Origin of the sequence: Haloferax litoreum (assembly GCF_009674605.1) — an archaeon.
In the GTDB taxonomy this organism is placed as follows: domain Archaea; phylum Halobacteriota; class Halobacteria; order Halobacteriales; family Haloferacaceae; genus Haloferax; species Haloferax litoreum.
In genome coordinates this window covers 1957931-1976764 of sequence record NZ_WKJO01000001.1, presented here as the reverse complement: position 1 = coordinate 1976764, position 18834 = coordinate 1957931, and the positions used below count along the sequence as shown (strand labels likewise).

Annotated in this window: 20 protein-coding genes; 12 read left to right on the top strand and 8 right to left on the bottom strand. The window is 63.4% G+C overall.

Annotated features, from left to right (window positions below; all coding sequences use genetic code 11):
* Window positions 1–98: 98 nt before the first annotated feature.
* Together GJR96_RS10150 and GJR96_RS10145 are read right to left on the bottom strand one after the other, a co-directional pair.
* Window positions 99–542, bottom strand: a complete 444-nt coding sequence (locus GJR96_RS10150) for a Tat pathway signal protein (protein WP_151162828.1) — start codon at window positions 540–542, stop codon at window positions 99–101.
* Between the two features lie 42 nt (window positions 543–584).
* Complete coding sequence (locus tag GJR96_RS10145; RefSeq protein WP_151162827.1) at window positions 585–1976, bottom strand: NAD(P)/FAD-dependent oxidoreductase; 1392 nt, start codon at window positions 1974–1976, stop codon at window positions 585–587.
* A 180-nt stretch (window positions 1977–2156) separates the two neighbouring features.
* Here GJR96_RS10145 and GJR96_RS10140 point away from each other — a divergent pair, with 180 nt between their 5' ends.
* Together GJR96_RS10140 and GJR96_RS10135 are read left to right on the top strand one after the other, a co-directional pair.
* Window positions 2157–2381, top strand: a complete 225-nt coding sequence (locus tag GJR96_RS10140; RefSeq protein ID WP_151162826.1) for a hypothetical protein — start codon at window positions 2157–2159, stop codon at window positions 2379–2381.
* A 54-nt stretch (window positions 2382–2435) separates the two neighbouring features.
* A complete protein-coding gene (locus tag GJR96_RS10135; protein ID WP_151162825.1) occupies window positions 2436–3395 on the top strand; it encodes a D-2-hydroxyacid dehydrogenase in 960 nt (319 codons plus the stop codon).
* 24 nt (window positions 3396–3419) lie between these two features.
* Here the strand turns inward: GJR96_RS10135 and ilvD are convergent, their stop codons facing one another.
* From ilvD to GJR96_RS10120, 3 genes are all read right to left on the bottom strand, one after another.
* Window positions 3420–5174 carry a dihydroxy-acid dehydratase gene (ilvD, locus tag GJR96_RS10130; RefSeq protein ID WP_151162824.1) on the bottom strand — a complete coding sequence of 585 codons (1755 nt, stop codon included), beginning with the start codon at window positions 5172–5174 and terminating at the stop codon, window positions 3420–3422.
* Window positions 5175–5438: 264 nt separating this feature from the next.
* Window positions 5439–6008, bottom strand: coding sequence for a MogA/MoaB family molybdenum cofactor biosynthesis protein (locus GJR96_RS10125; protein ID WP_151162823.1), 570 nt, complete (start codon window positions 6006–6008; stop codon window positions 5439–5441).
* Between the two features lie 48 nt (window positions 6009–6056).
* Complete coding sequence (locus GJR96_RS10120) at window positions 6057–6872, bottom strand: helix-turn-helix transcriptional regulator (RefSeq protein WP_151162822.1); 816 nt, start codon at window positions 6870–6872, stop codon at window positions 6057–6059.
* A gap of 259 nt (window positions 6873–7131) precedes the next feature.
* Between GJR96_RS10120 and GJR96_RS10115 the strand changes: the two genes are divergently transcribed.
* The 3 genes from GJR96_RS10115 (at window position 7132) to GJR96_RS10105 (ending at window position 8959) form a co-directional block, all read left to right on the top strand.
* On the top strand, window positions 7132–8172 hold the full coding sequence (locus GJR96_RS10115; RefSeq protein ID WP_151163997.1) for a zinc-binding dehydrogenase: 1041 nt from the start codon (window positions 7132–7134) through the stop codon (window positions 8170–8172).
* Entirely contained in the window at window positions 8162–8458 is a 297-nt protein-coding gene (locus GJR96_RS10110; protein WP_151162821.1) for a hypothetical protein, read from the top strand. Before GJR96_RS10115 ends, GJR96_RS10110 begins: the two co-directional genes overlap by 11 nt.
* A gap of 135 nt (window positions 8459–8593) precedes the next feature.
* Complete coding sequence (locus GJR96_RS10105) at window positions 8594–8959, top strand: DUF5802 family protein (protein ID WP_151162820.1); 366 nt, start codon at window positions 8594–8596, stop codon at window positions 8957–8959.
* A gap of 34 nt (window positions 8960–8993) precedes the next feature.
* Here the strand turns inward: GJR96_RS10105 and GJR96_RS10100 are convergent, their stop codons facing one another.
* Window positions 8994–9404 (bottom strand): cupin domain-containing protein, encoded by a 411-nt coding sequence (locus tag GJR96_RS10100; protein WP_151162819.1) that lies wholly within the window; start codon window positions 9402–9404, stop codon window positions 8994–8996.
* Window positions 9405–9543: 139 nt separating this feature from the next.
* Between GJR96_RS10100 and GJR96_RS10095 the strand changes: the two genes are divergently transcribed.
* The 5 genes from GJR96_RS10095 (at window position 9544) to GJR96_RS10075 (ending at window position 14828) form a co-directional block, all read left to right on the top strand.
* Entirely contained in the window at window positions 9544–10377 is an 834-nt protein-coding gene (locus GJR96_RS10095) for a phosphoenolpyruvate hydrolase family protein (RefSeq protein WP_151162818.1), read from the top strand.
* Between the two features lie 33 nt (window positions 10378–10410).
* Window positions 10411–11646, top strand: a complete 1236-nt coding sequence (locus GJR96_RS10090) for a Tm-1-like ATP-binding domain-containing protein (RefSeq protein ID WP_151162817.1) — start codon at window positions 10411–10413, stop codon at window positions 11644–11646.
* Window positions 11647–11726: 80 nt separating this feature from the next.
* Entirely contained in the window at window positions 11727–12626 is a 900-nt protein-coding gene (locus GJR96_RS10085; RefSeq protein WP_151162816.1) for a Vms1/Ankzf1 family peptidyl-tRNA hydrolase, read from the top strand.
* A 138-nt stretch (window positions 12627–12764) separates the two neighbouring features.
* A complete protein-coding gene (locus GJR96_RS10080) occupies window positions 12765–13790 on the top strand; it encodes a DUF1611 domain-containing protein (RefSeq protein ID WP_151162815.1) in 1026 nt (341 codons plus the stop codon).
* Entirely contained in the window at window positions 13791–14828 is a 1038-nt protein-coding gene (locus GJR96_RS10075) for a dipeptide epimerase (protein ID WP_151162814.1), read from the top strand. It abuts the gene before it with no gap.
* 26 nt (window positions 14829–14854) lie between these two features.
* Here the strand turns inward: GJR96_RS10075 and GJR96_RS10070 are convergent, their stop codons facing one another.
* Entirely contained in the window at window positions 14855–15904 is a 1050-nt protein-coding gene (locus GJR96_RS10070) for a hypothetical protein (protein ID WP_151162813.1), read from the bottom strand.
* 91 nt (window positions 15905–15995) lie between these two features.
* The gene (locus GJR96_RS10065) at window positions 15996–16817 is read right to left on the bottom strand and encodes a PspA/IM30 family protein (RefSeq protein WP_151162812.1); all 822 of its coding nucleotides are present in this window, start codon (window positions 16815–16817) and stop codon (window positions 15996–15998) included.
* A 54-nt stretch (window positions 16818–16871) separates the two neighbouring features.
* Between GJR96_RS10065 and GJR96_RS10060 the strand changes: the two genes are divergently transcribed.
* Window positions 16872–17489, top strand: coding sequence for a dienelactone hydrolase family protein (locus GJR96_RS10060; protein ID WP_151162811.1), 618 nt, complete (start codon window positions 16872–16874; stop codon window positions 17487–17489).
* A 56-nt stretch (window positions 17490–17545) separates the two neighbouring features.
* Window positions 17546–18595 carry a hypothetical protein gene (locus tag GJR96_RS10055; RefSeq protein WP_151162810.1) on the top strand — a complete coding sequence of 350 codons (1050 nt, stop codon included), beginning with the start codon at window positions 17546–17548 and terminating at the stop codon, window positions 18593–18595.
* Window positions 18596–18834 lie beyond the last annotated feature (239 nt).

Here is an 18834-nt window from a genome sequence, read left to right as displayed (position 1 = left end):
CAAACGTTGCTATAGATGTTGCGCACCCGGGTTCGCCGTTCTGTCATCGCTCCCAAAGCGGGACAACTCGGACGGGGACTTGAGGTACGCAGTCGGTTCTAGTTCGTCGGGGGTAAAACGAGTTCCGACCGCGCCGCCTCCTCGCCTTCGAAGAAGACGGCCCGCAAGCGGACGACCTGTCCGTCGACGCGGACGTAGTACAGGCGGTCGTTCTGCCCGCCGGATTCGGGCAGGGCATCGAGGTCAGCACGAAGCGCGTCGTAATCACTCAGGCAATCCGAGATGCTCGATTCGCGTGGATGGCCACCCGCCGCGCTTTCGACGACTTGCCGAATCCACTCGCTCTTGGCGACTCGTGGGTCGCCAGACTCCACGACAGTGGCGTCCGACGGCGCGTTCCCGACCAACTCTGCTCGCAGATAAATCTCTGCGTCCGAACACCCCCGAAACGATGAACAGCCAGAGAGGGACGCCACGACACCCGTACTGACCAGTGCGAGGCCAGCACGGAGGAGGCGTCGGCGAGACTGAGACGGGAGCATCGTCTGAGACAACCTCAGAATCTGAATTAAAGCTTCGGTCCCTTACAGCGTGTACGCTGACTCGTCGAGTTGGACGTACTTGCCGTTGCGGTACTTCATCTTCGTCTTCTTGTACCGTGTAGCGAGTTTGGCAGCGCTGAAGCCAGCAGAGAGTTTGGCCCGGTCGAACGCCTTGTATCCACCGTCGTTGGCCAGCAGTTTGCGAGCGGCCTTGAACGTCTTGTCCCAGTCGCTCGGGCCGTAGTCGTGGACGATTTCGGCCATGGCGACGTTCCGGAGGATTTCGTCGCCGATGGCGTCCTTCCAGCGCTCGTTGTACTCGCTCACGTCACCGGACGCGGCGAGTTCGCCCGCGATAGCGCCGGTGCGCACGGCGACGTGGTCGCCACCTTCGTGGAATGCCGACGTCGAACCCATCGCACCGCCGGTCACGGTGATGCCCGCTTTCGTGGGCGAGTCGATAGGCCGCGTCGACGAGATGGCGTACGTCTCGGTTCCTTTGGTCTTGCCTCGGTCTTCGACGAGGGGGAAGTCCTCGTCGACGTCGTACTCGTCGCCGTACTCCTGTTCGAGCAGGCGGCGGATGTACTCGCGGCCCTGTGGGATGCGTTCGTCCTCGGGCCGGAGGAGTTCGTAATCGTCTCGGTCTTCCACCTCGTCGATGTCGAGACCGATTGGCATCGTCAGACCGACGCGGCAGACGTTGTTGTCGTTCGGGAAAATCCACGGATAGGCCGTGTGACCGGGCATGTAGCCCCACCAGAATTTTATCGCGCCGTCGACTTCGTCGAACAGTTCGGGCGGGAACTCGCGGTGTTCCTGGTAGGCGATGTGGTTGACCTTCGGCGCGGCGAGACGGTCGGTGATGTCGAACGGGAGGAACTTGTCGAGGACCTTGTTCGTGACCGTCCGCTGTGGGCCGTCGGCGAGGACGAGGAAGTCCGCACCGACGTCTTCACCGTTCGCCAGTCGGACGACGTGTCGCGGGTCGTCCGCACCGACTGCCGCGTCGGGGTCCGTCTCCACGTCGCGGACAGATGCTTTCAGACGGTACTCGGCCCCTGCCTCTTCGGCACGACTCCGCATCCAGTCGTCGAACTTCGCGCGGTGGAAGGTGTAGCCGAACTCGTCGTACGAAGAGTCGATACCGGTACTTCGCAGCGTCAGCGACTCGTTCGGACCGATGAACTCGGCCCGGTCGAGGATGTCGAGGACGACGTCGTCTGGCATCTCGTCGGGGTCGATTCCCATGATGTCCACCCAGTAGTCAAGGATACCAGCCGCGTCCGTCGAATCCGGACCGAGGCCCTGTCGGTCCGCTCGGGGGACGCCTTTCTCTAAGACCACGGCGGTAGCGCCAGCCGACGCAGCAGCGTGTGCTGCCGACGTTCCGGCTGGACCGCCACCGACGATGGCGACGTCTACGCGTTCCATACCGCTACAGCACTTCGCTCGGGTATTAAACCCCCTGAACCGATACGACCCTCGGGTTCAGTGTGCGTATCAATGGAGATAGACGTTCACGCAGGGGAGGCGTCGCTTCAGTCGCCTGACTACCGACTCTGATAACTGGGTGCGGAGGTTTATGAGACAGTCCGGCCGATTTCCGGGTCAATGACCGCTGACCAGTCGGGCGAGAACAGAGCGCCCGTGGTGTTCCGCGACGAAACTGGAGACCTCGTCTTCGTCGATGGCGGACCCGCACCGCAGGGCTACGCCCCCGTCGCGTGGAGACTCGGCGAAGATGGGTCTCGGTTCGTCGTCGACCCGACTGTCGACGCCGTCGCAGTCACTCGGACGATTTCGAAACAGCGACAGCGACGAGGACCACTCGAATAACGGGGCGCCGACCGAATCGGACAGATTCATCACTGTCTTCGGGCAAGTCCGACCATGTCCGACCCAGATGTCGCCGTCCTCCGGCAGAAGATTCACGGACTCTCTGCCGAGGAGTTCGCAGAGACGCTTCGTGACCGCCTCCCCGACCACGAGGTTGCACTCGCTCGGACGCCCGCGGAAGAACGCGACTTACTCTCTCGCGCCCGCGTCGCCACCGGATTCACTGTCGACGAGTCTGCTCTCGAATCGGCCGAGAACCTCGACCTGTTCGCCTGCGTCTTCGCCGGCACCGGTCACCTCCCTATCGGGGCGCTGGAAGCACACGACGTTGCCGTGACCAACGCCTCGGGCGTCCACGGCCCGAACATCGCCGAGCAAGTTCTGGGGAGCATCCTCTACTTCACCCGCCGCTTCGACGTCGCCGAACGCCAGAAGCAGGACAACGTCTGGCAGTCGTATCCGACGCACGAACTGAAGGACTCGACGGTCACCGTCGTCGGACTCGGTGCCCTCGGACTGGCCACCGTCGACCGACTCGAACCCTTCGGCGTCGAGACCATCGGCGTCCGGTACTCGCCGGAGAAGGGCGGTCCAACCGACGAAGTCGTCGGACTCGCCGACGAACAGGGCCTCCACGACGCCTTCGCTCGCTCCGACTACGTCGTCATCGCGTGCCCGTTGACCGAGACGACCCGTGGCCTCGTCGACGCGAACGCGTTCAAATCGATGGCACCGGACACCGTCCTCGTCAACGTTGGTCGCGGCCCCGTCGTCGACACCGACGCACTCGTCTCCGAACTTCGGAGCAACGGCATTCGCGGCGCGGCACTCGACGTGACCGACCCCGAACCACTCCCGTCGGACCACGACCTCTGGGACTTCGACAACGTCCTCATCACGCCGCACAACGCGGGTCACACGCCCAAGTACTGGGAGCGTCTGGCCGACATCATCGCCGAGAACGTACGCAAGTTAGACGAAGGCGACGACGACTTGCGGAACCGCGTCGTCTAATCCCGGCTAAAACCTGCGTTTCGTTCAGTCCTCGCGCGTGAGTGCCGGGTTCGTCACGGCACCGTTCGCCGCCGACCCGAAGTCACGCGCGTACTTCGCCAGCACGCCCGAAGTGTACGCCGGCGGTTTGGGCTCCCAGTCTTCCTTCCGTGCATCGAGTTCCTCGTCAGTGAGGTCCACGGATAGTTCGCGGTTCGGAATGTCCACCGTCACCTCGTCGCCGTCTTCGAGGAGTGCGATGGGGCCGCCTTCGACCGCTTCGGGCGCGACGTGTCCGACCATCGGGCCGCGGGTCGCACCGGAGAATCGACCGTCAGTGAGCAGTGCCACGTCGTCTTCGTGGCCCTGCCCGACGACGGCGGCGGTGACGCCCAGCATCTCGCGCATCCCGGGTCCGCCGCGCGGACCCTCGTTGCGGATGGCGATGACGTCGCCAGACTCGATGTGCCCTTCCTGCACGTAGCGCATGGCGTCTTCTTCGTTGTCGAAGACGCGGACCGGGCCGGTGTGGTGGAACTTGTCGTCGCCGGTCACCTTCAGAACCGCGCCGTCGGGGGCGAGGTTGCCGGTGAGAATCTTGATTGCACCCTCCGACTGGTAGGGTTCGTCGACGGTGTAGAGGAAGTCCTCGTCTATCTCGTCGTCGTCCGGCAGGTCGAGGTGGTCGAGTTCCTCTTCGATGGTACGGCCCGTGACGGTCATCGCGTCGCCGTGGAAGAGACCTGCGTCGAGGAGACGGCGAATGACGACTGGGACACCACCGACCTCGTGGAGGTCGTTCATGACGCGCGTGCCACCGGGTTGGAGGTTGGCAATCTTCGGCGTGCGCCGCGAGATTTCGTCGAACTCTTCGATATCGAGGTCGACACCGGCCTCGGCGGCGAGTGCAAGCAGGTGGAGAACAGCGTTGGTCGACCCGCCGATGGCGACTTGCAGCGCGATGGCGTTCTCGAAGGACTTCTTCGAGAGCACGTCCGAGGGTCGCAGGTCGTTCTCGACGCACTGGATGACGGCCTCGCCGGCGCGACGGGCAACGTCGTAGCGTTCTTTGGACTCGGCGGGGGCCGACGCAGACCCGAGCGGTGCCATGCCGAGTGCCTCAGAGATGGACGCCATCGTGTTCGCGGTGAACATCCCGCCGCAGGACCCGGCACCGGGACACGCGTGGCGTTCGAGGTCGTCGAGTTCATCGGCGCTCATCTCGCCTTCGGCGTAGGTGCCGACGCCCTCGAAGACGTTCTGGACGGTGACTTCGCGGCCTTCGTGCTGGCCGGGCATGATGGACCCGCCGTAGAGGAAGACCGACGGGAGGTCGGTCCGGATGGAGGCCATCATCATTCCGGGGAGGTTCTTGTCGCACCCGGCGACGGTGACGAGTGCGTCCATGCGTTCGCCGAACGAGACGAGTTCGACGGAGTCGGCGATGACCTCGCGGGAGATGAGCGAGGCCTTCATGCCCTCGGTCCCCATCGAGATGGCGTCGGAGATAGTGACGGTCCCGAACTCGATAGGCATCCCACCGGCCGCTTCGATGCCCTCGATTGCCGCGTCGGCGACGTCGTCGAGGTGGACGTTACAGGGCGTGATGTCTGCGGCGGGGTTCGGGACGCCGACCATCGGTGACGAGAGGTCGTCGTCGTCGAACCCCATCGCGCGGAACATCGCTCTGTGCGGGGCCTTGTCGGGGCCTTCTGTGACTTCCGAACTTCGGAGGTTCGGGTCCTTGCCGCTGGAGAACACGTCGTCTGCGTCCTCCTCACGTGGGGACTGCTGGCTCATACCTGACCGGAACGTGTGCGCGAACTTAAAAGGCCGCGACTGGGCAGACGTTGCAGTCGGATTGTCGAAGACGCGAACAGGTTCGGGCGACGGCCGCCGGTTTCGTACCCGAACGGTTCGACGGGAACGGCACCGTTCGGTGGAATTCGAACCTCCAGTGGGCGCAGGCGACGTTCGTCTCACTCACCGAAAGCCACGTCCGAGGGGCCCATTCGGCATGGCTTCAGCGGGGAGGGACTGGCGACGCAGAACTCGACCCGATTGCTATTCGGAATCGCGCCGCGCCAGACCGGTCAAGTGCGGCGCTTCGGCGACGATTATCTCACTCGTGCCGAGTCGGGCGGCATTCTCGCTTCCCGGGAGGCAAAACGCCGGCTGTCCGTCCACGATGCCTGCCGTCGCCCGTGTCCCGACGACCCGTGTTCCAATCTCGTCGTACGAGAGTCGGCGGAACAACTCGCCGAATCCCGGAAGCGTCTTCTCGAAGAGCTTCTCGACTGCTTCGACCGTCTGGTCGTCGGGCGTGACACCCGTCCCACCCGTCGTGATGGTCGCGTCTACGTCGCCTCGGTCTGCCATCCGGGCGACTGCGGTCTGTATCTCGTCGTAGTCGTCGTCGACGACGCGGCGGACCGCCAGCGAGTGGCCGGCGTCGTGAAGTATCTCCTCGATGGCGTCGCCAGCAGGGTCCGATTCGACGCTGCGTGTCGACGACACGGTGATGACTGCGAATCGAATCTCCTCGACGTCGTGTTCGTGGTGGTCGTGGTTGTGGTGATGACCGTCGTCGCTTCCCTCGTGGCCGTGGCCGTGACTGTGGTCGTGGTCGCTCACGTCGAGTGCTTGGTCTGCGGACGATAAAGTAAGTTCCCGCGCCGGCAGTCACTCCGTTTCGCCGGGTGACTGCTCGTCGATAGACGAGACCGTGACGAGTTCTGCGTCCTTCCGGAGCGATTCGAAGAGGTCTCTCGCCCACGAGATTGCTTCGTCTGTCTCGTTGAGGGCGAGTCCACCGATTCCGGAATCGGTGTAGACGGCGATGCCTGCCTCGTCGTCGACGACCCACAGACCAAAGTTGAATGGGACCTCCCCGCGGTAGATGTTCGCCGACTCTCTCTCGACCTGGTCGACGATGACCTCGCGTGAGTCGGGACCGTCGACGAGTTTCCAGAAGAGTTCGTCGGCGATGAGCATCTCGACGGTCGTCCCACCGTCGTTCGCCGCTTCAGTGAACGCCCGAAGTTGCCCGACGAGTGCTACCGGGGCGATGCCATAGAACGTCGACGAGTCCTTGACACTCGCGAACAGTTGCTGAATGACGCTATCTGGAATCTCCGGACTTGGCGTGTGAACCCGCGCCCCGGCGAAGAACACCGGGTCGATTGGTGCATCCGGTGGGAGCATTTCGAGGAGTTCCTGTGCACTCGACACCCCGTCGATAGTTCGTTCGTACCGCCCGAACGCTTCGAGCAAACACCGGCCGAGGAGAGTCAGTTCGTAGACGCCTTCCGTGTGACGCACGAACCCGGCGTCCATCAGGTCCCGGAGGACTCGGTCGACCGTCGACCGAGACGTCTCGAGGTCCTCGGCCAGCGTCCGCTTGTCGCGAGGGCGTTCGGCGAGTGCCTCCAAGAAGCTCGACCGGCGAACGAGGAGACTGAGTAACGCCTCACCGTGGTCTGTTGGGTGCTGCGTCATCGATGGTGGCTATCTGACGATAACTCCCCACCGCGACTGGTGATTCGTTCACCAGTGTGCCGGTTCTGCCGTGTGAAGAGCCAAATCATGTCTTGAACGTGTATCTTCGGTTCGTGTCGTCTCGTGTAGAACCCTGTCTGGGTTTACTATGTTACGTGTGAACGTTTGTACTTGTCTATTTCGACGTGTGTCGTACATGTGGCAAGACGATTGGCGTAAACCTATGTTTTTATCATTCGCTTCCATGGGTCCGAACGGAATGAAAGCGGTCCAATTTAGCGAACATGGAGACCGAGACGTTCTCGAATACGGTGACTTCCCCGACCCGGAAGTCGGCCCCGAAGAGGTACTCGTGGACGTGAAGGCAGCATCGCTCAACCACCTCGACATCTGGACGCGGCGAGGACTTCCCGGCGTCGAGCTAGAGATGCCGCACATCCCCGGCAGTGACATGGCCGGTGTCGTCACCGACGTCGGCGAGCGTGTCACTCGATTCGAAGCGGGCGACCACGTCGCACTCATCGCTGGTGTCGCAGACGGTGACGACGAGTTCTCTCGCAAGGGTGACCCGACGCTCGCACCCGACTTCCGCATCATCGGTGAGCACCAGCGCGGTGTCCACGCCGAATTCGCGGCCATCCCCGAGGAGAACCTCGTCCCCGTTCCCGAGGACGTCCCGTGGGAAGTCGCCGGGTCTGCGTCGCTCGTCTTCCAGACGGCGTGGCGCATGCTCATCGACCGCGGCGAACTTCGCCCCGGTGAGAAGGTGCTCGTGCTCGGTGCGTCCGGTGGCGTCGGTCACGCGGCCGTCCAAATCGCCGACTACGCCGGTGCAGAAGTGTACGCCACTGCCTCTACCGACGAGAAACTCGAGTACGCAAAAGACTGCGGTGCCGACCACGTCATCAACTACGAGGAAGAGGACTTCTCGAAGAAGATTTACGAGATGACCGACGGCCGTGGCGTCGACATGGTCGTCGACCACATCGGCGAGGCGACGTACAAACAGTCGCTCCGGAGTCTCACGAAGGGCGGGCGCGTCGTCACCTGTGGCGCGACGACGGGACCAGACCCGGGCGCTGGCCTCAACTTCATCTTCTGGAACCAACTGTCGGTCATCGGGTCGACGATGGCGACGCCCGGTGAGGCAGACGAAGTCCTCGAACTCGTCTGGGACGGGACGTTCGAGCCCCGAATCCGCGAGACGCTCCCGATGAGCGAAATCGAACGCGCACACGAACTCATCGAGGAGCGACAGGGCTTTGGCAAGGTGGTCGTTATCCCAGATAGTGAGCTCTGACACCACGTCTCGGGAGGATACGTACGTTCACCGACCGGGCGAATCAGACATCGGGGCAGACGAACCCGAACCGAAAGGGTTCGGTACTCGAGGCTGGGCCCTCGTCGGTGTCGTCGCGCTCTGTTTCCTCGTCGTCCCCGGAGCGGTGTACCTCGTTCCGTCGCTGCCGGCGATGGCGGGCCTCCCGTACATCGCCGCGATGCTGGCGCTGCCGATGATTCCGGCAGTGCTTCTCGGTGCCGCCGCAGTCTGGTCGATGACGGCGGCGACGCGCGGCGACGACTGAGTCGAACCGACGAACGACCCGTTGTGACCCCGCTACCGCCCCGTCGCCCGTCATTTTGAGCGGTCGAATTGCGGTCCGATATAAAGAGTCCCGACAACGCTTATCGTCAACCGTGAGTTATGATAACGTGTAGCGATGTTCGAACGATTCTCCAGCGGGTACTACCTCGGCCGGTTGTACGTCGAACCGTACGACGGTACCGAGGCGGCCATCCAACGCACCGAGCACGAGCGACTGAACGAGCACGTCTACGCGAGCGGAGAGGGTATCGAGCGAATCGACTACCCACTCGTGATGAAACTCGACAGCGCGCACTTCCCCGTCGTTGGCGACGACGGCGTGCCCGCAGGGACACTTGCACTCCCGCGCGACGCAGTGGACCCGGACGCGCTTCCCGACGACAGACCGGTGTTCCTCGCTGACGCCACTCGCGCCGCGGAACTCCTTCGGTACGCTGGGTACGACATCGACGAGTTCGACCCGTCACGACGCAAGACGTGATACTCCGCGGCGCGTGATACGCTCTTGGCGAGATTCAGTCCCGTTCTGGTATCTCTCCGGCAGGGATAATCGTACACTCGGGGAGCTCCGCGAGGACGTCTTCCGGCCCGGGCGGGGCGTACACTGCCAGTAGTGTCAGCGTCTCCCATCCCGTATTCACCGTCCCGTGTTCGACGCCGGCCGGGATGTACACCATCTCACCGGGTGTAATCTCCCGGGTGTCGCCCTCGACTTCCTGTTCTCCACGGCCGTGAACGACGTACAGTATCTCCTCGCTGTCGGGGTGAGTGTGTAACTCGTGACCCTTCCCGGGTTCGAGTTGCACGACACCGGCACTGAGCCGGTCCGCACCAGTCACGTCCGGCGTGCACATCCACTTGAGCGTCCCCCAATCGAACTGCTGTGTGTCGACCATGTCTGGTTCGACGTAGTTCTTGGTAGCCATCCTCTCACATGCAAATCGGATAGCAGAATGATAGTAATTTCGGACACGCGATATTCGGTTATCTCACGCCCCCTCGACGCCGATTTCGATATCTAGACCCAAAATTTAATAATTAATCTTGTTGTTTGTGGTCCTACACATGCAATTCACACGCGAGGAGTCACTCTCACGACTTCGTGAGACGGTTTCGGAGGGCGAACCAGTCGTCGGCGCGGGTGCAGGGACGGGAATCTCGGCGAAGTTCGCCGAACGCGGCGGCGTCGACTTGCTCATCATCTACAACTCCGGCCGGTATCGGATGGGTGGCCGTGGGTCACTTGCCGGGTTGCTTCCGTACGGTGATGCGAACGAAATCGTACAGGAGATGGGTCACGAAGTGCTCCCAGTCGTCGAAGACACACCCGTTCTCGCGGGCGTCAACGGGACCGACCCGTTCCGCCAGATGGACGTGTTCATCGCGGACCTCAAACGACAGGGGTTCTCGGGTGTCCAGAACTTCCCCACTGTCGGACTCATCGACGAAGACAGCGGCTTCCGGCAGAACCTCGAAGAGACGGGGATGGGCTACGACAAGGAAGTCGAGATGATTCGCGAGGCGGCCGAACAGGACATGCTCACCTGCCCGTACGTCTTCACAGAACAACAGGCCCGCGACATGGCCGAAGCGGGTGCAGACGTCGTCGTCTCACACATGGGGCTGACGACGTCGGGTGACATCGGTGCCGAGACGTCACTGGACCTCGAAGCCGCCGCAAAGCGCGTTCAATCGCACTGTGATGCCGCGAAAGACGTCGACGAAGACGTACTCGTCATCTGCCACGGCGGCCCAATCGCGTGGCCCGACGACGCCGAGTACATCCTGAACAACACCACAGACGTCGTGGGCTTCTTCGGTGCGTCGAGCATCGAACGGCTTCCGACCGAGAAGGCGATTCAGGACCAGGCCCGCGAATTCAAGGAGATAGATTTCTGAGCGCGTCGTTCGCGCGCACCCACTTTCACGAACATGAGCGTCATCATCATCGGTACACTCGACACGAAAGGTGCGGAAATCGGGTTCGCCCGTGACGTCCTCAACGCGAAGGGAGTCGACGTGCACCTCGTCGACACGGGCGTGATGGAAGACCCTGACATCGAACCCGACACGACTGCGGCGGCGGTTGCCGAAGCAGGCGGGTCGACCCTCTCGGAACTCCGTGAACAGGGAGACCGAGGCGAAGCAATGGAGGTGATGGGAGACGGAGCGGCGTCCATCGTCAGTCGACTCCACGAAGAGGGGTCGCTCGACGGCGTCCTCGGACTCGGCGGGTCCGGGAACACGTCGATTGCCACGGCAGCGATGCGAGCACTCCCTTACGGCGTCCCGAAGTTGATGGTATCGACGATGGCCTCCGGGGACGTCCGGCCGTACGTCGAATCGCGCGACATCATGATGCTGTACTCGGTGGCGGACATCGAGGGACTCAACCAACTCTCACGACTCGTCATCTCGAACGCCGCCCTCGCGATGGTCGGGATGGTGACGAACGACCCCGGCGTCGACGTCGAAGACCGGCCGACCATCGGTATCACGATGTTCGGCGTCACGACGCCCTGTGTCAAGACCGCCCGCGCGTATCTCGAAGAACGGGGATACGAGACCATCGTCTTCCACGCGACTGGAACGGGGGGACAGGCGATGGAGAATCTCATCAAAGAGGGCGTCATCGACGGCGTCCTCGACGTGACGACGACCGAGTGGGCAGACGAACTCGTCGGCGGTGTCCTCAGTGCCGGCCCCGAGCGACTGGACGCTGCCGCCGAGACCGGAACGCCACAAGTCGTCTCGACTGGTGCGCTGGACATGGTCAACTTCGGTGCGAAAGACGACGTGCCAGAGACGTTCCGCGACCGACACCTGCACGTCCACAATCCGCAAGTGACACTCATGCGGACCACCGCCGACGAATGCGCCGAACTCGGTCGAATCATCGGCGAGAAACTCAACGCTGCGACGGGTCCGACCGCCCTCGCCCTTCCGCTCGGCGGGGTCTCACTACTCGACGTCGAAGGGGAGGACTTCTACGACCCCGAGGCCGACCACGCGTTATTCGAGGCGCTCAGGACGACACTCGACGACCACGTCGAACTGATAGAGTCCGAGGCGGACATCAACGACGAGGCCTTCGCCGAGACCATGGCGGCCAAACTCGACGAGTACATGCGCGCGGCCGAACTGGCACCCGCGTCGGGTGACGACTGAGGGAGTAAACGGTCGTTCGGTGGCACGGACAGTCATCGAACGTCCGAACTCTCAAGTGGTCGGCCCGCACGCTTCCGCGTATGTTGGACGAGTTGTTGGGTCGGGCCGAACTCAAAGAACGCATCGCGGAGTTGGAAGACGAACGCGACGCGTTAGCGGGGCGGCTCGAAGGCGAGTCGGACCGGCGGAAAGACGCTGTCCGGGCGCGACAGGACGCAGAGGCGGAGGTCAACCGCCTCGAAGACCGTATCACCGAACTCGAAGACCGGGTCGAACGCCTCTCTGGCGACGACGACTCACTCGACTTCCGCGGGACCGAAGACCTCGGTGGCGACCGTCTCCGTGAGGTTGTCCGCCGCTTAGGGTCGGTATCGACTGCTCCAGAAGGTGCGCTGACCGCCGTCGTCGCCGACGAACAGTCCGTCCCCGCCGCCGTCGAATCGGCGTTCGGCGACCGGGTCTCTCTCGTCCGTCGGGCCGCACCCTGTCTCGCTCTCACCGACGACGCCGGACTCGTGAGCGTCGCCCTCTCACCGCCGCGCCTCTCCGACCAGTTCGACGCGTGGGGTGACGGGTTCGTCCTCGAACCCGACTGGTTCTTCCCCACCTCCGAGACTGTCGTCGCACTCGTCCGCTCCAACCTGTTCGCCCTCGGCCACTACGACGACGGCGAACTCGTCTACGAGACGGGTTTCGAGAGCGACGTGAAGTCGGCACACTCCAAGGGTGGATTCTCGCAGGCACGCTTCGAGCGTATCCGCGAGGGGCAGATAGACGACCACCTCGACTCGTGCCACGAAGCGCTCGACGACCACCTCACAGACGAGTCTGACCTCGTCGTCCTCGGCGAACGAACTATCCTCGGCGAGTTCCGCGACAGGGCGTCGCTGACCGCGACGGTCGACGCCAGCGGCGACCCGGAGACGGCCCTCGAAGAAGCCTCGCGGGAGTTCTGGACGACGCGTCTGTACCGAATCTGAGTCGCCTGTCCACGCGCTAACTCGTTACATCACACCCCCGAAGGTGACTCACGTACGACTCGAATCATCGGTGACGATTCACTGACAGACGCTGCCGAATCGCCCGACCTTTTAGGGTGGCACGTAGTCACACCCAGTATGAGCGACCCACAACGAGTCGTCGTCCTCGCACACGAGAAGTTCCCCGACCGCGCGAAGACCGCCACGGGCGTCCTCAAGTACGCCGACTACGACGTGGTGGCCGTTCTCGACCGCGACAAACCCGGCACTTCGACGGCGGACCACCGTCGTGACCTCCCCGACGTGCCAATCGTCTCCTCGATGGCCGACGCGCCCGAGGCGGACGCCCTCCTCGTCGGCATCGCCCCCATCGGCGGCGGGTTCGACGAGACGTGGCGCGAAGACGTTCGCACGGCCCTCGAACGCGGGTGTGACGTCATCGCCGGCCTCCACTACTTCCTCAACGACGACGAGGAGTTCGCCGCCCTCGCCGACGAACACGGGTGCGAAATCAACGATGTTCGCAAACCGCACGACGACATCGGCGTCGCCAACGGAACGGCCGCAGACGTAGACGCGGAAGTCGTCCTCACCGTCGGCACGGACTGCTCTGTCGGGAAGATGACCGCGACGCTCGAACTCGTCGAGGCCGCGCGCGAACAGGGTATCGACGCCGGATTCATCCCGACTGGCCAGACCGGCATCATGATTGCCGGGTGGGGCAACCCCGTCGACCGCGTCGTGAGCGACTTCACCGCGGGGTCCGTCGAAGAGATGATTCTGGAGAAAGGCGACGAGTACGACGTCCTCTTCGTCGAAGGGCAAGGGAGCATCGTTCACCCCGCCTACTCCGCGGTCACCTGCGGCATCCTCCACGGCGCGATGGCGGACAAACTGATTCTCTGTCACGAGTCCACCCGCGATGCAATCCACGGCTACGAGTCGTTCGCCCTCCCCGACCTCTCGGAGTACGTCTCGCTCTACGAGAACCTCGCCGCGCCCGTCCACGAAGCGGACATCGTCGCCGGTGCGCTCAACACGTCGAACGTCGACGACGACGACGAGGCCGCCGCCGCAGTCGACGCGTACGCCGACGAACTCGGCGTCCCCGCCGTCGACCCAGTCCGACAGGACGCGACGGACCTCATCGACGAGGTGTTCTGAATGCTCACGACGGAGTTCGAACGCATCTCGATGTCGCTCGCCGACCCATTCGGTATCTCCCGCGGGACGCAGACGGAAGCCGAGAACGTCATCGTCCGAATCGAAGACTCGGGCGGGATGGCGGGCGTCGGTGCCGCCGCGCCGTCGTCTCACTACGGCGAGACTGCGGATACCGTCGAAGCGGTTCTCCCGGACCTCCTCGAAGTCGTCGAAACCGTCGGGAAACCGCACGCCATCGACGAGATAGAACGCCGGATGGAACAGCGCATTCGCCGCAACCCGGCGGCGCGAACCGCCGTGAGCATCGCGCTCCACGACCTCGCGGCGAAGCGACTCGGCGTCCCCCTCTACAAACTCTGGGGTCTCGACCCCGAGAACGCACCCGCCTCCTCGTTCACTATCGGTCTCGACGATATCGAGACGATACGCGAAAAGACCGCAGACGCCTACGAGGCCGGGTACGACATCCTCAAGGTGAAGGTCGGCACCGACCGCGACAAGGCTATCATCGAGGCCGTCCGCGACGAAGCGCCCGGCGTGACGATTCGCGTCGACGCGAACGAGGCGTGGACGCCGCGTGAGGCCGTCGAGATGAGCGAATTCCTCGCAGACTACGGCGTCGAGTTCGTCGAACAACCCGTTCCCGCCGAGGACTACGAGGGTCTCAAGTTCGTCTACGACCACGCGGCGCTTCCCATCGCCGCCGACGAGTCCTGTGTCACGGCCGACGACATCCCCAAGATAGCCGACCGGGTTGATATCGCGAACCTGAAACTGATGAAGTGTGGGAGTCTCGTCGAGGCGAAGCGCGCGATTCATACCGCCCGCGCGCACGGCCTCGAAGTCATGCTCGGGTGCATGATAGAGACGAACGCCGCAATCGCCGCCGGGTGCCACCTCGCACCGCTCCTCGATTACGTGGACCTCGACGGGTCGCTCTTACTCGCTGACGACCCCTACGAGGGCGTTCCGATGCCGCAGGGCGCAATCGACCTCGCCGACCTCGACCGAACGGGGACCGGCGCGCACCTCCGCTGAGTTCGAGGCCCGACACACGGGGTGTGTCAGGACTCCCAGTCGATGTTCTCCGCTCTCGTCTCTGACCGCAGGACGAACGGACCGATAGAGAGGGTCCGTTTGGCAACCGTGGCGATACGGAGAACGTACGCCGCGAGCACTGCGAAGGGCGCGAGTGAGACGGTGGTGACGGAGGCGACGACGAGCAAGAGGTTCGACACGCCGAGTGTCGTACCGGGAGCGCTTCCGGGGGTGTCGAGGAACAGAATCGCGCCGATACTCGCGACGAGTGCAGGAACTGCGGTGTAGAACATCGCCCGCGAGAGGTCGACGAGTTCCCACCGGAAGTAGAGCGTTTTGACGTGTTCGCGCGCGGGGCCGAACAGTTCGAGGGCCTCGCACAGGTCGTCGAGTGCCGCCTTCGTCTCCGACGAGAGGCCGTCGTGAGACTCGCGAAGTCTCGTCGCCTGATATATCTTCCACGAGTAGTTGAGGTCCAGCGCCGCCGAGAGCACCTCGAAAGACCCGAACTGTCGGCCATCGAGACGAGTAGCCACCTCGTCGGCGTTTTCTGCGACTTCGGAGGCGAACTCGCGGACGCGCGTCGTCACGTCGTCGGTGTCGTCGTCGGGAACAGACTCACCGACTGCTCGTGCCCGCGCAGCGATACTCTCAGCCAGCGAGCGCATGAACGCGGAGGGTTCGGGTGGCGCAACAGGCGCGTCGAGTAGGTCGGCGACGTCGTCGCGGAAGGCCATCGACCCCTCCATCCGTTCGCGCTGGTCGCCCAGTGGACCGAGTTCCTGAGACAAGACGAGTTGGTTGATGGTGACGACGAGTGTGACACCGGTGACGATAGCAGTGAGGAGGCCCTGTGCGAGCGTCTCTATCGGGTCGGAGGCTTCCACGGCACTCCGAAGGGTCGTCGAGTCGAGTGTTCCGAGAACGACGATGCTGACGAAGATGACTGCAAGCGGAACGGCGGCGACGACCCAGCGGTCGGCACGGAGGTAGACAGAGAGTTTCGCACGACTCGTCGACCCTCGCTCCCGCATCCTATCGCTGGGTTCGCCAGACGACCCGCCCTCGTTCGACATGGTGTAGTAGTCCGCGAAAATCGGTGGTGTCGCTCGCTCGAACGGTGTCAGCGTGGCACCGACCGACTCCCGAGCGTGCGGGAGGGTGTCTTCACGACGACTCTTCTTCGTTCTTCAGTTCTTCCAGTTCGGCCTCGACTTCCTCGTCGACGACTTCTTCTTCCACGTCGACGTCCGCCTCCGTCTCGGGCGCTTCCGCTTCTGCCGGTTCGGACGACTTGCCCATCTCGGCTTTCAGCGTCTCCAGTTCGGCGTCGACTTCCGCGTTCGTCCGACCCGCTTCGAGTTCGCGCTCGATAGAGTCCTTGTCGGAGAGAACGTCGTCGAGAGCGCCGGACTCCATGAGTTCGTCCATGGCGGCCGAGCGCGCTTCCATCTCGTCGGTTCGCTCCTCGGCGCGTTCGAGGGCGCGCCCCACGTCCGCCATCTCGTCGCCGACGCCGGACATGGCCTCGGAGACGCGACTCGACGCTTCTGCGGCCTCGTACCGCGCCTTCATCGTCTCCTTCTTCGTGCGGAACTCCTCGATACGGCTCTGGAGTTCGTCTTTCTTCTGGACGAGGGTGTCTTGCGTCTCTTGGAGGCGCGCAATCTGTCCGTCGAGTTCCTCGATTTGGTTCATCTTGGCCTGCTTCTTCTCTAAGGCCTTGCGCGCCAGGTCTTCACGGTCCTGCTGGACTGCTTGTCGCGCCTGGTCGTTGTGCTTCTCGACGTTCTCTTCGAGTCGTCGCTTCTGAATCTCCAGTCGCTTCTTTTGGGTCGTGAGGTCTGCGATACCCTGCTTGACCTGCTGGAGTTCGTCGCGCATCTTCTCGTAGGAATAGTCGAGCGTCTCCGTTGGGTCCTCCGCACGGTTGAGGAGGGCGTTTATCTTCGACCGGATGACGTACGACGTGCGAGAGAGAATTCCCATACCCAATAACTACGCGACGTTCGGCTTAAAACCTCACCAGTGTAAGAGGTCGATATGGCTGAGACGATTCTCGTTCCCGGCGGGCGAGACGTACGGGCGACGCTCGACACGGCCGCCACCGATGGAACCCGTTCCGACGCCGTCGTCGTCGCGTGTCCACCACATCCACAACACGGCGGTCATCGCGGCGACGCTCGCCTCGAAGCAGTGAGCGACGCAGTCCGTGCCCGAGGTATCGACTGTCTCCGGTTCGATTACGGCGAGTGGGACGACGGATACGGTGAACGTGCCGACACCCGCAGAGCGGTCGAGTGGGCGAACGAACGCTACGACCGCGTCGGGCTCTTTGGGTTCAGTTTCGGTGGCGCGATGGCACTGCTCGCCGCCGCCGATGGTGCCGATATCGAAGCCGTCTCTGCGCTCGGCCCCGCAGGGCGACTCGCTGCAGACCTCGACGTGACCGAGGTGTTCGACCAGATTCCCGTCCCCGTACAGGTCGTCTACGGCACGCGCGACGACATCGCCGACTGGCGACCCGTCGTCGACTGCGCACAGGAGTATCACCAGTCGACGGTCGAATTCGCTGCTGACCACTTCTTCGTCGGACAGACGGAGAAAGTCGCCGACGCAGTCGCCGACTTTCTGGTTCCCAACCTCGTGACCGCGGACTGACGCGCGCACACCGGTCGACCGAACGACATTTTTCGGTGCAGACTGAACGCCGCCCTATGGCCCCTCCAACGCGGTTCGCCGCCGTCGTCTCACTCCTCGTCGTCGGCGTCTTTTTCACGCAGTCGTTCTCCCTCGCCGCCGGTCTCCAGACGACCTACGTCGCCGACGAGGTGACGGCGGAGACGCCGCCAGAACTCGTCGCGACGAACGATGCCGACGTCGTCGACCTGACTGACCACGTCGCAGGAACACCGGAACTCGAAGACCCACTCCAGACCGCCGTCGAGACCGGTCGATTCGACGGGTCTGTCGAGCCAGAGGCGCACATCGTCCTCTCCGACGTACACGACGACGTTCGGTTCGCGGTCTACGAGGGTCGGTACTATCGGTTCTCTCTCGACGTCTCGGACGAGCCAATCGGCGCGGAAATCACTCTCTCGCCGACTGACTGGCGGACCGTCGCCGAGGCGACTGCCGACCCCGCCGCGGACGCGAGCCCCGAGGTGCGGAAGGCGATAGACGACGGCTCGGCCGCTCAGGATTCGTTCGTCGTCAGCGGGTTGTACGTTCGTGACGGGACGTACCACCTCGTCCGCCCGGAGAGTGAGGGCGCAGTCGCCGGGAACTTCTTCGCCACCGTCGGTGGGTTCCTGTTCAACCCAATTGGCTGGGCGTACGTCGTCTCCGGAGTCGGACTCTTGGCGGCGCTCCAAACCCGCGACGGTCCTCGACCGGTAGATACCCGGAGTGCGCTCGCCGTCCTTCCGGCAACCCTCGCAGTCATGTGGGTCGCGACGACGCTCTCGGGAACCGGGTCGGTGGCGATGCGATACGCACTCGTCCCATTCATCGGTGTGGTCGCTGCATTCGGCCTGTTCGCGGGGTTGTGTCTCCGGAGGCGTGCGTGGGGACCACTCGCCGTCGGGAGCGTCGTCCTCTGCGGTGTCGTCTTCGCTGTCGACGTGGCGGCACTCGGCGTCCTCGGTGCAGCATTCGGGACGCTCGGTATCGTGGTCGGATGGGGCGGAAGTTTGCTCCTCGTCCCCTACGGCTACCTGTTCGCTGTCGACCCTGATGTGGCGGCGACTGAGGCACCGGCCAACTGACTACACTCGCCCACAGCGACACGAACTGCTGTGCTCCCTCTGGGCAAGACACGTCTGGATCCCACATCGCTCAGTTCGGATTTTGTGAACACCTATCCTCGAACGTTTGAAAGGTAACTGGGTGGTGTGCCTCATTTGTCACCCACTCGAGCGATGTGGGAACGTTCCCGCGGAAAAACAACCCCGTTGGCTGTCTTGCATTATCACCACAATATGATGGGAATTCTTATGTGCACCTG

Coding starts and splice junctions, on each gene's coding strand:
- GJR96_RS10075 (WP_151162814.1), top strand. CDS start 13,791: ATGCTCACGACGGAGTTCGAACGCATCTCGATGTCGCTCGCCGACCCA.
- GJR96_RS10080 (WP_151162815.1), top strand. CDS start 12,765: ATGAGCGACCCACAACGAGTCGTCGTCCTCGCACACGAGAAGTTCCCC.
- GJR96_RS10085 (WP_151162816.1), top strand. CDS start 11,727: ATGTTGGACGAGTTGTTGGGTCGGGCCGAACTCAAAGAACGCATCGCG.
- GJR96_RS10095 (WP_151162818.1), top strand. CDS start 9,544: ATGCAATTCACACGCGAGGAGTCACTCTCACGACTTCGTGAGACGGTT.
- GJR96_RS10140 (WP_151162826.1), top strand. CDS start 2,157: ATGACCGCTGACCAGTCGGGCGAGAACAGAGCGCCCGTGGTGTTCCGC.
- ilvD (WP_151162824.1), bottom strand. CDS start 5,174: ATGAGCCAGCAGTCCCCACGTGAGGAGGACGCAGACGACGTGTTCTCC.
- GJR96_RS10100 (WP_151162819.1), bottom strand. CDS start 9,404: ATGGCTACCAAGAACTACGTCGAACCAGACATGGTCGACACACAGCAG.
- GJR96_RS10150 (WP_151162828.1), bottom strand. CDS start 542: ATGCTCCCGTCTCAGTCTCGCCGACGCCTCCTCCGTGCTGGCCTCGCA.
- GJR96_RS10135 (WP_151162825.1), top strand. CDS start 2,436: ATGTCCGACCCAGATGTCGCCGTCCTCCGGCAGAAGATTCACGGACTC.
- GJR96_RS10055 (WP_151162810.1), top strand. CDS start 17,546: ATGGCCCCTCCAACGCGGTTCGCCGCCGTCGTCTCACTCCTCGTCGTC.
- GJR96_RS10105 (WP_151162820.1), top strand. CDS start 8,594: ATGTTCGAACGATTCTCCAGCGGGTACTACCTCGGCCGGTTGTACGTC.
- GJR96_RS10120 (WP_151162822.1), bottom strand. CDS start 6,872: ATGACGCAGCACCCAACAGACCACGGTGAGGCGTTACTCAGTCTCCTC.
- GJR96_RS10090 (WP_151162817.1), top strand. CDS start 10,411: ATGAGCGTCATCATCATCGGTACACTCGACACGAAAGGTGCGGAAATC.
- GJR96_RS10065 (WP_151162812.1), bottom strand. CDS start 16,817: ATGGGAATTCTCTCTCGCACGTCGTACGTCATCCGGTCGAAGATAAAC.
- GJR96_RS10060 (WP_151162811.1), top strand. CDS start 16,872: ATGGCTGAGACGATTCTCGTTCCCGGCGGGCGAGACGTACGGGCGACG.
- GJR96_RS10115 (WP_151163997.1), top strand. CDS start 7,132: ATGAAAGCGGTCCAATTTAGCGAACATGGAGACCGAGACGTTCTCGAA.
- GJR96_RS10145 (WP_151162827.1), bottom strand. CDS start 1,976: ATGGAACGCGTAGACGTCGCCATCGTCGGTGGCGGTCCAGCCGGAACG.
- GJR96_RS10070 (WP_151162813.1), bottom strand. CDS start 15,904: ATGTCGAACGAGGGCGGGTCGTCTGGCGAACCCAGCGATAGGATGCGG.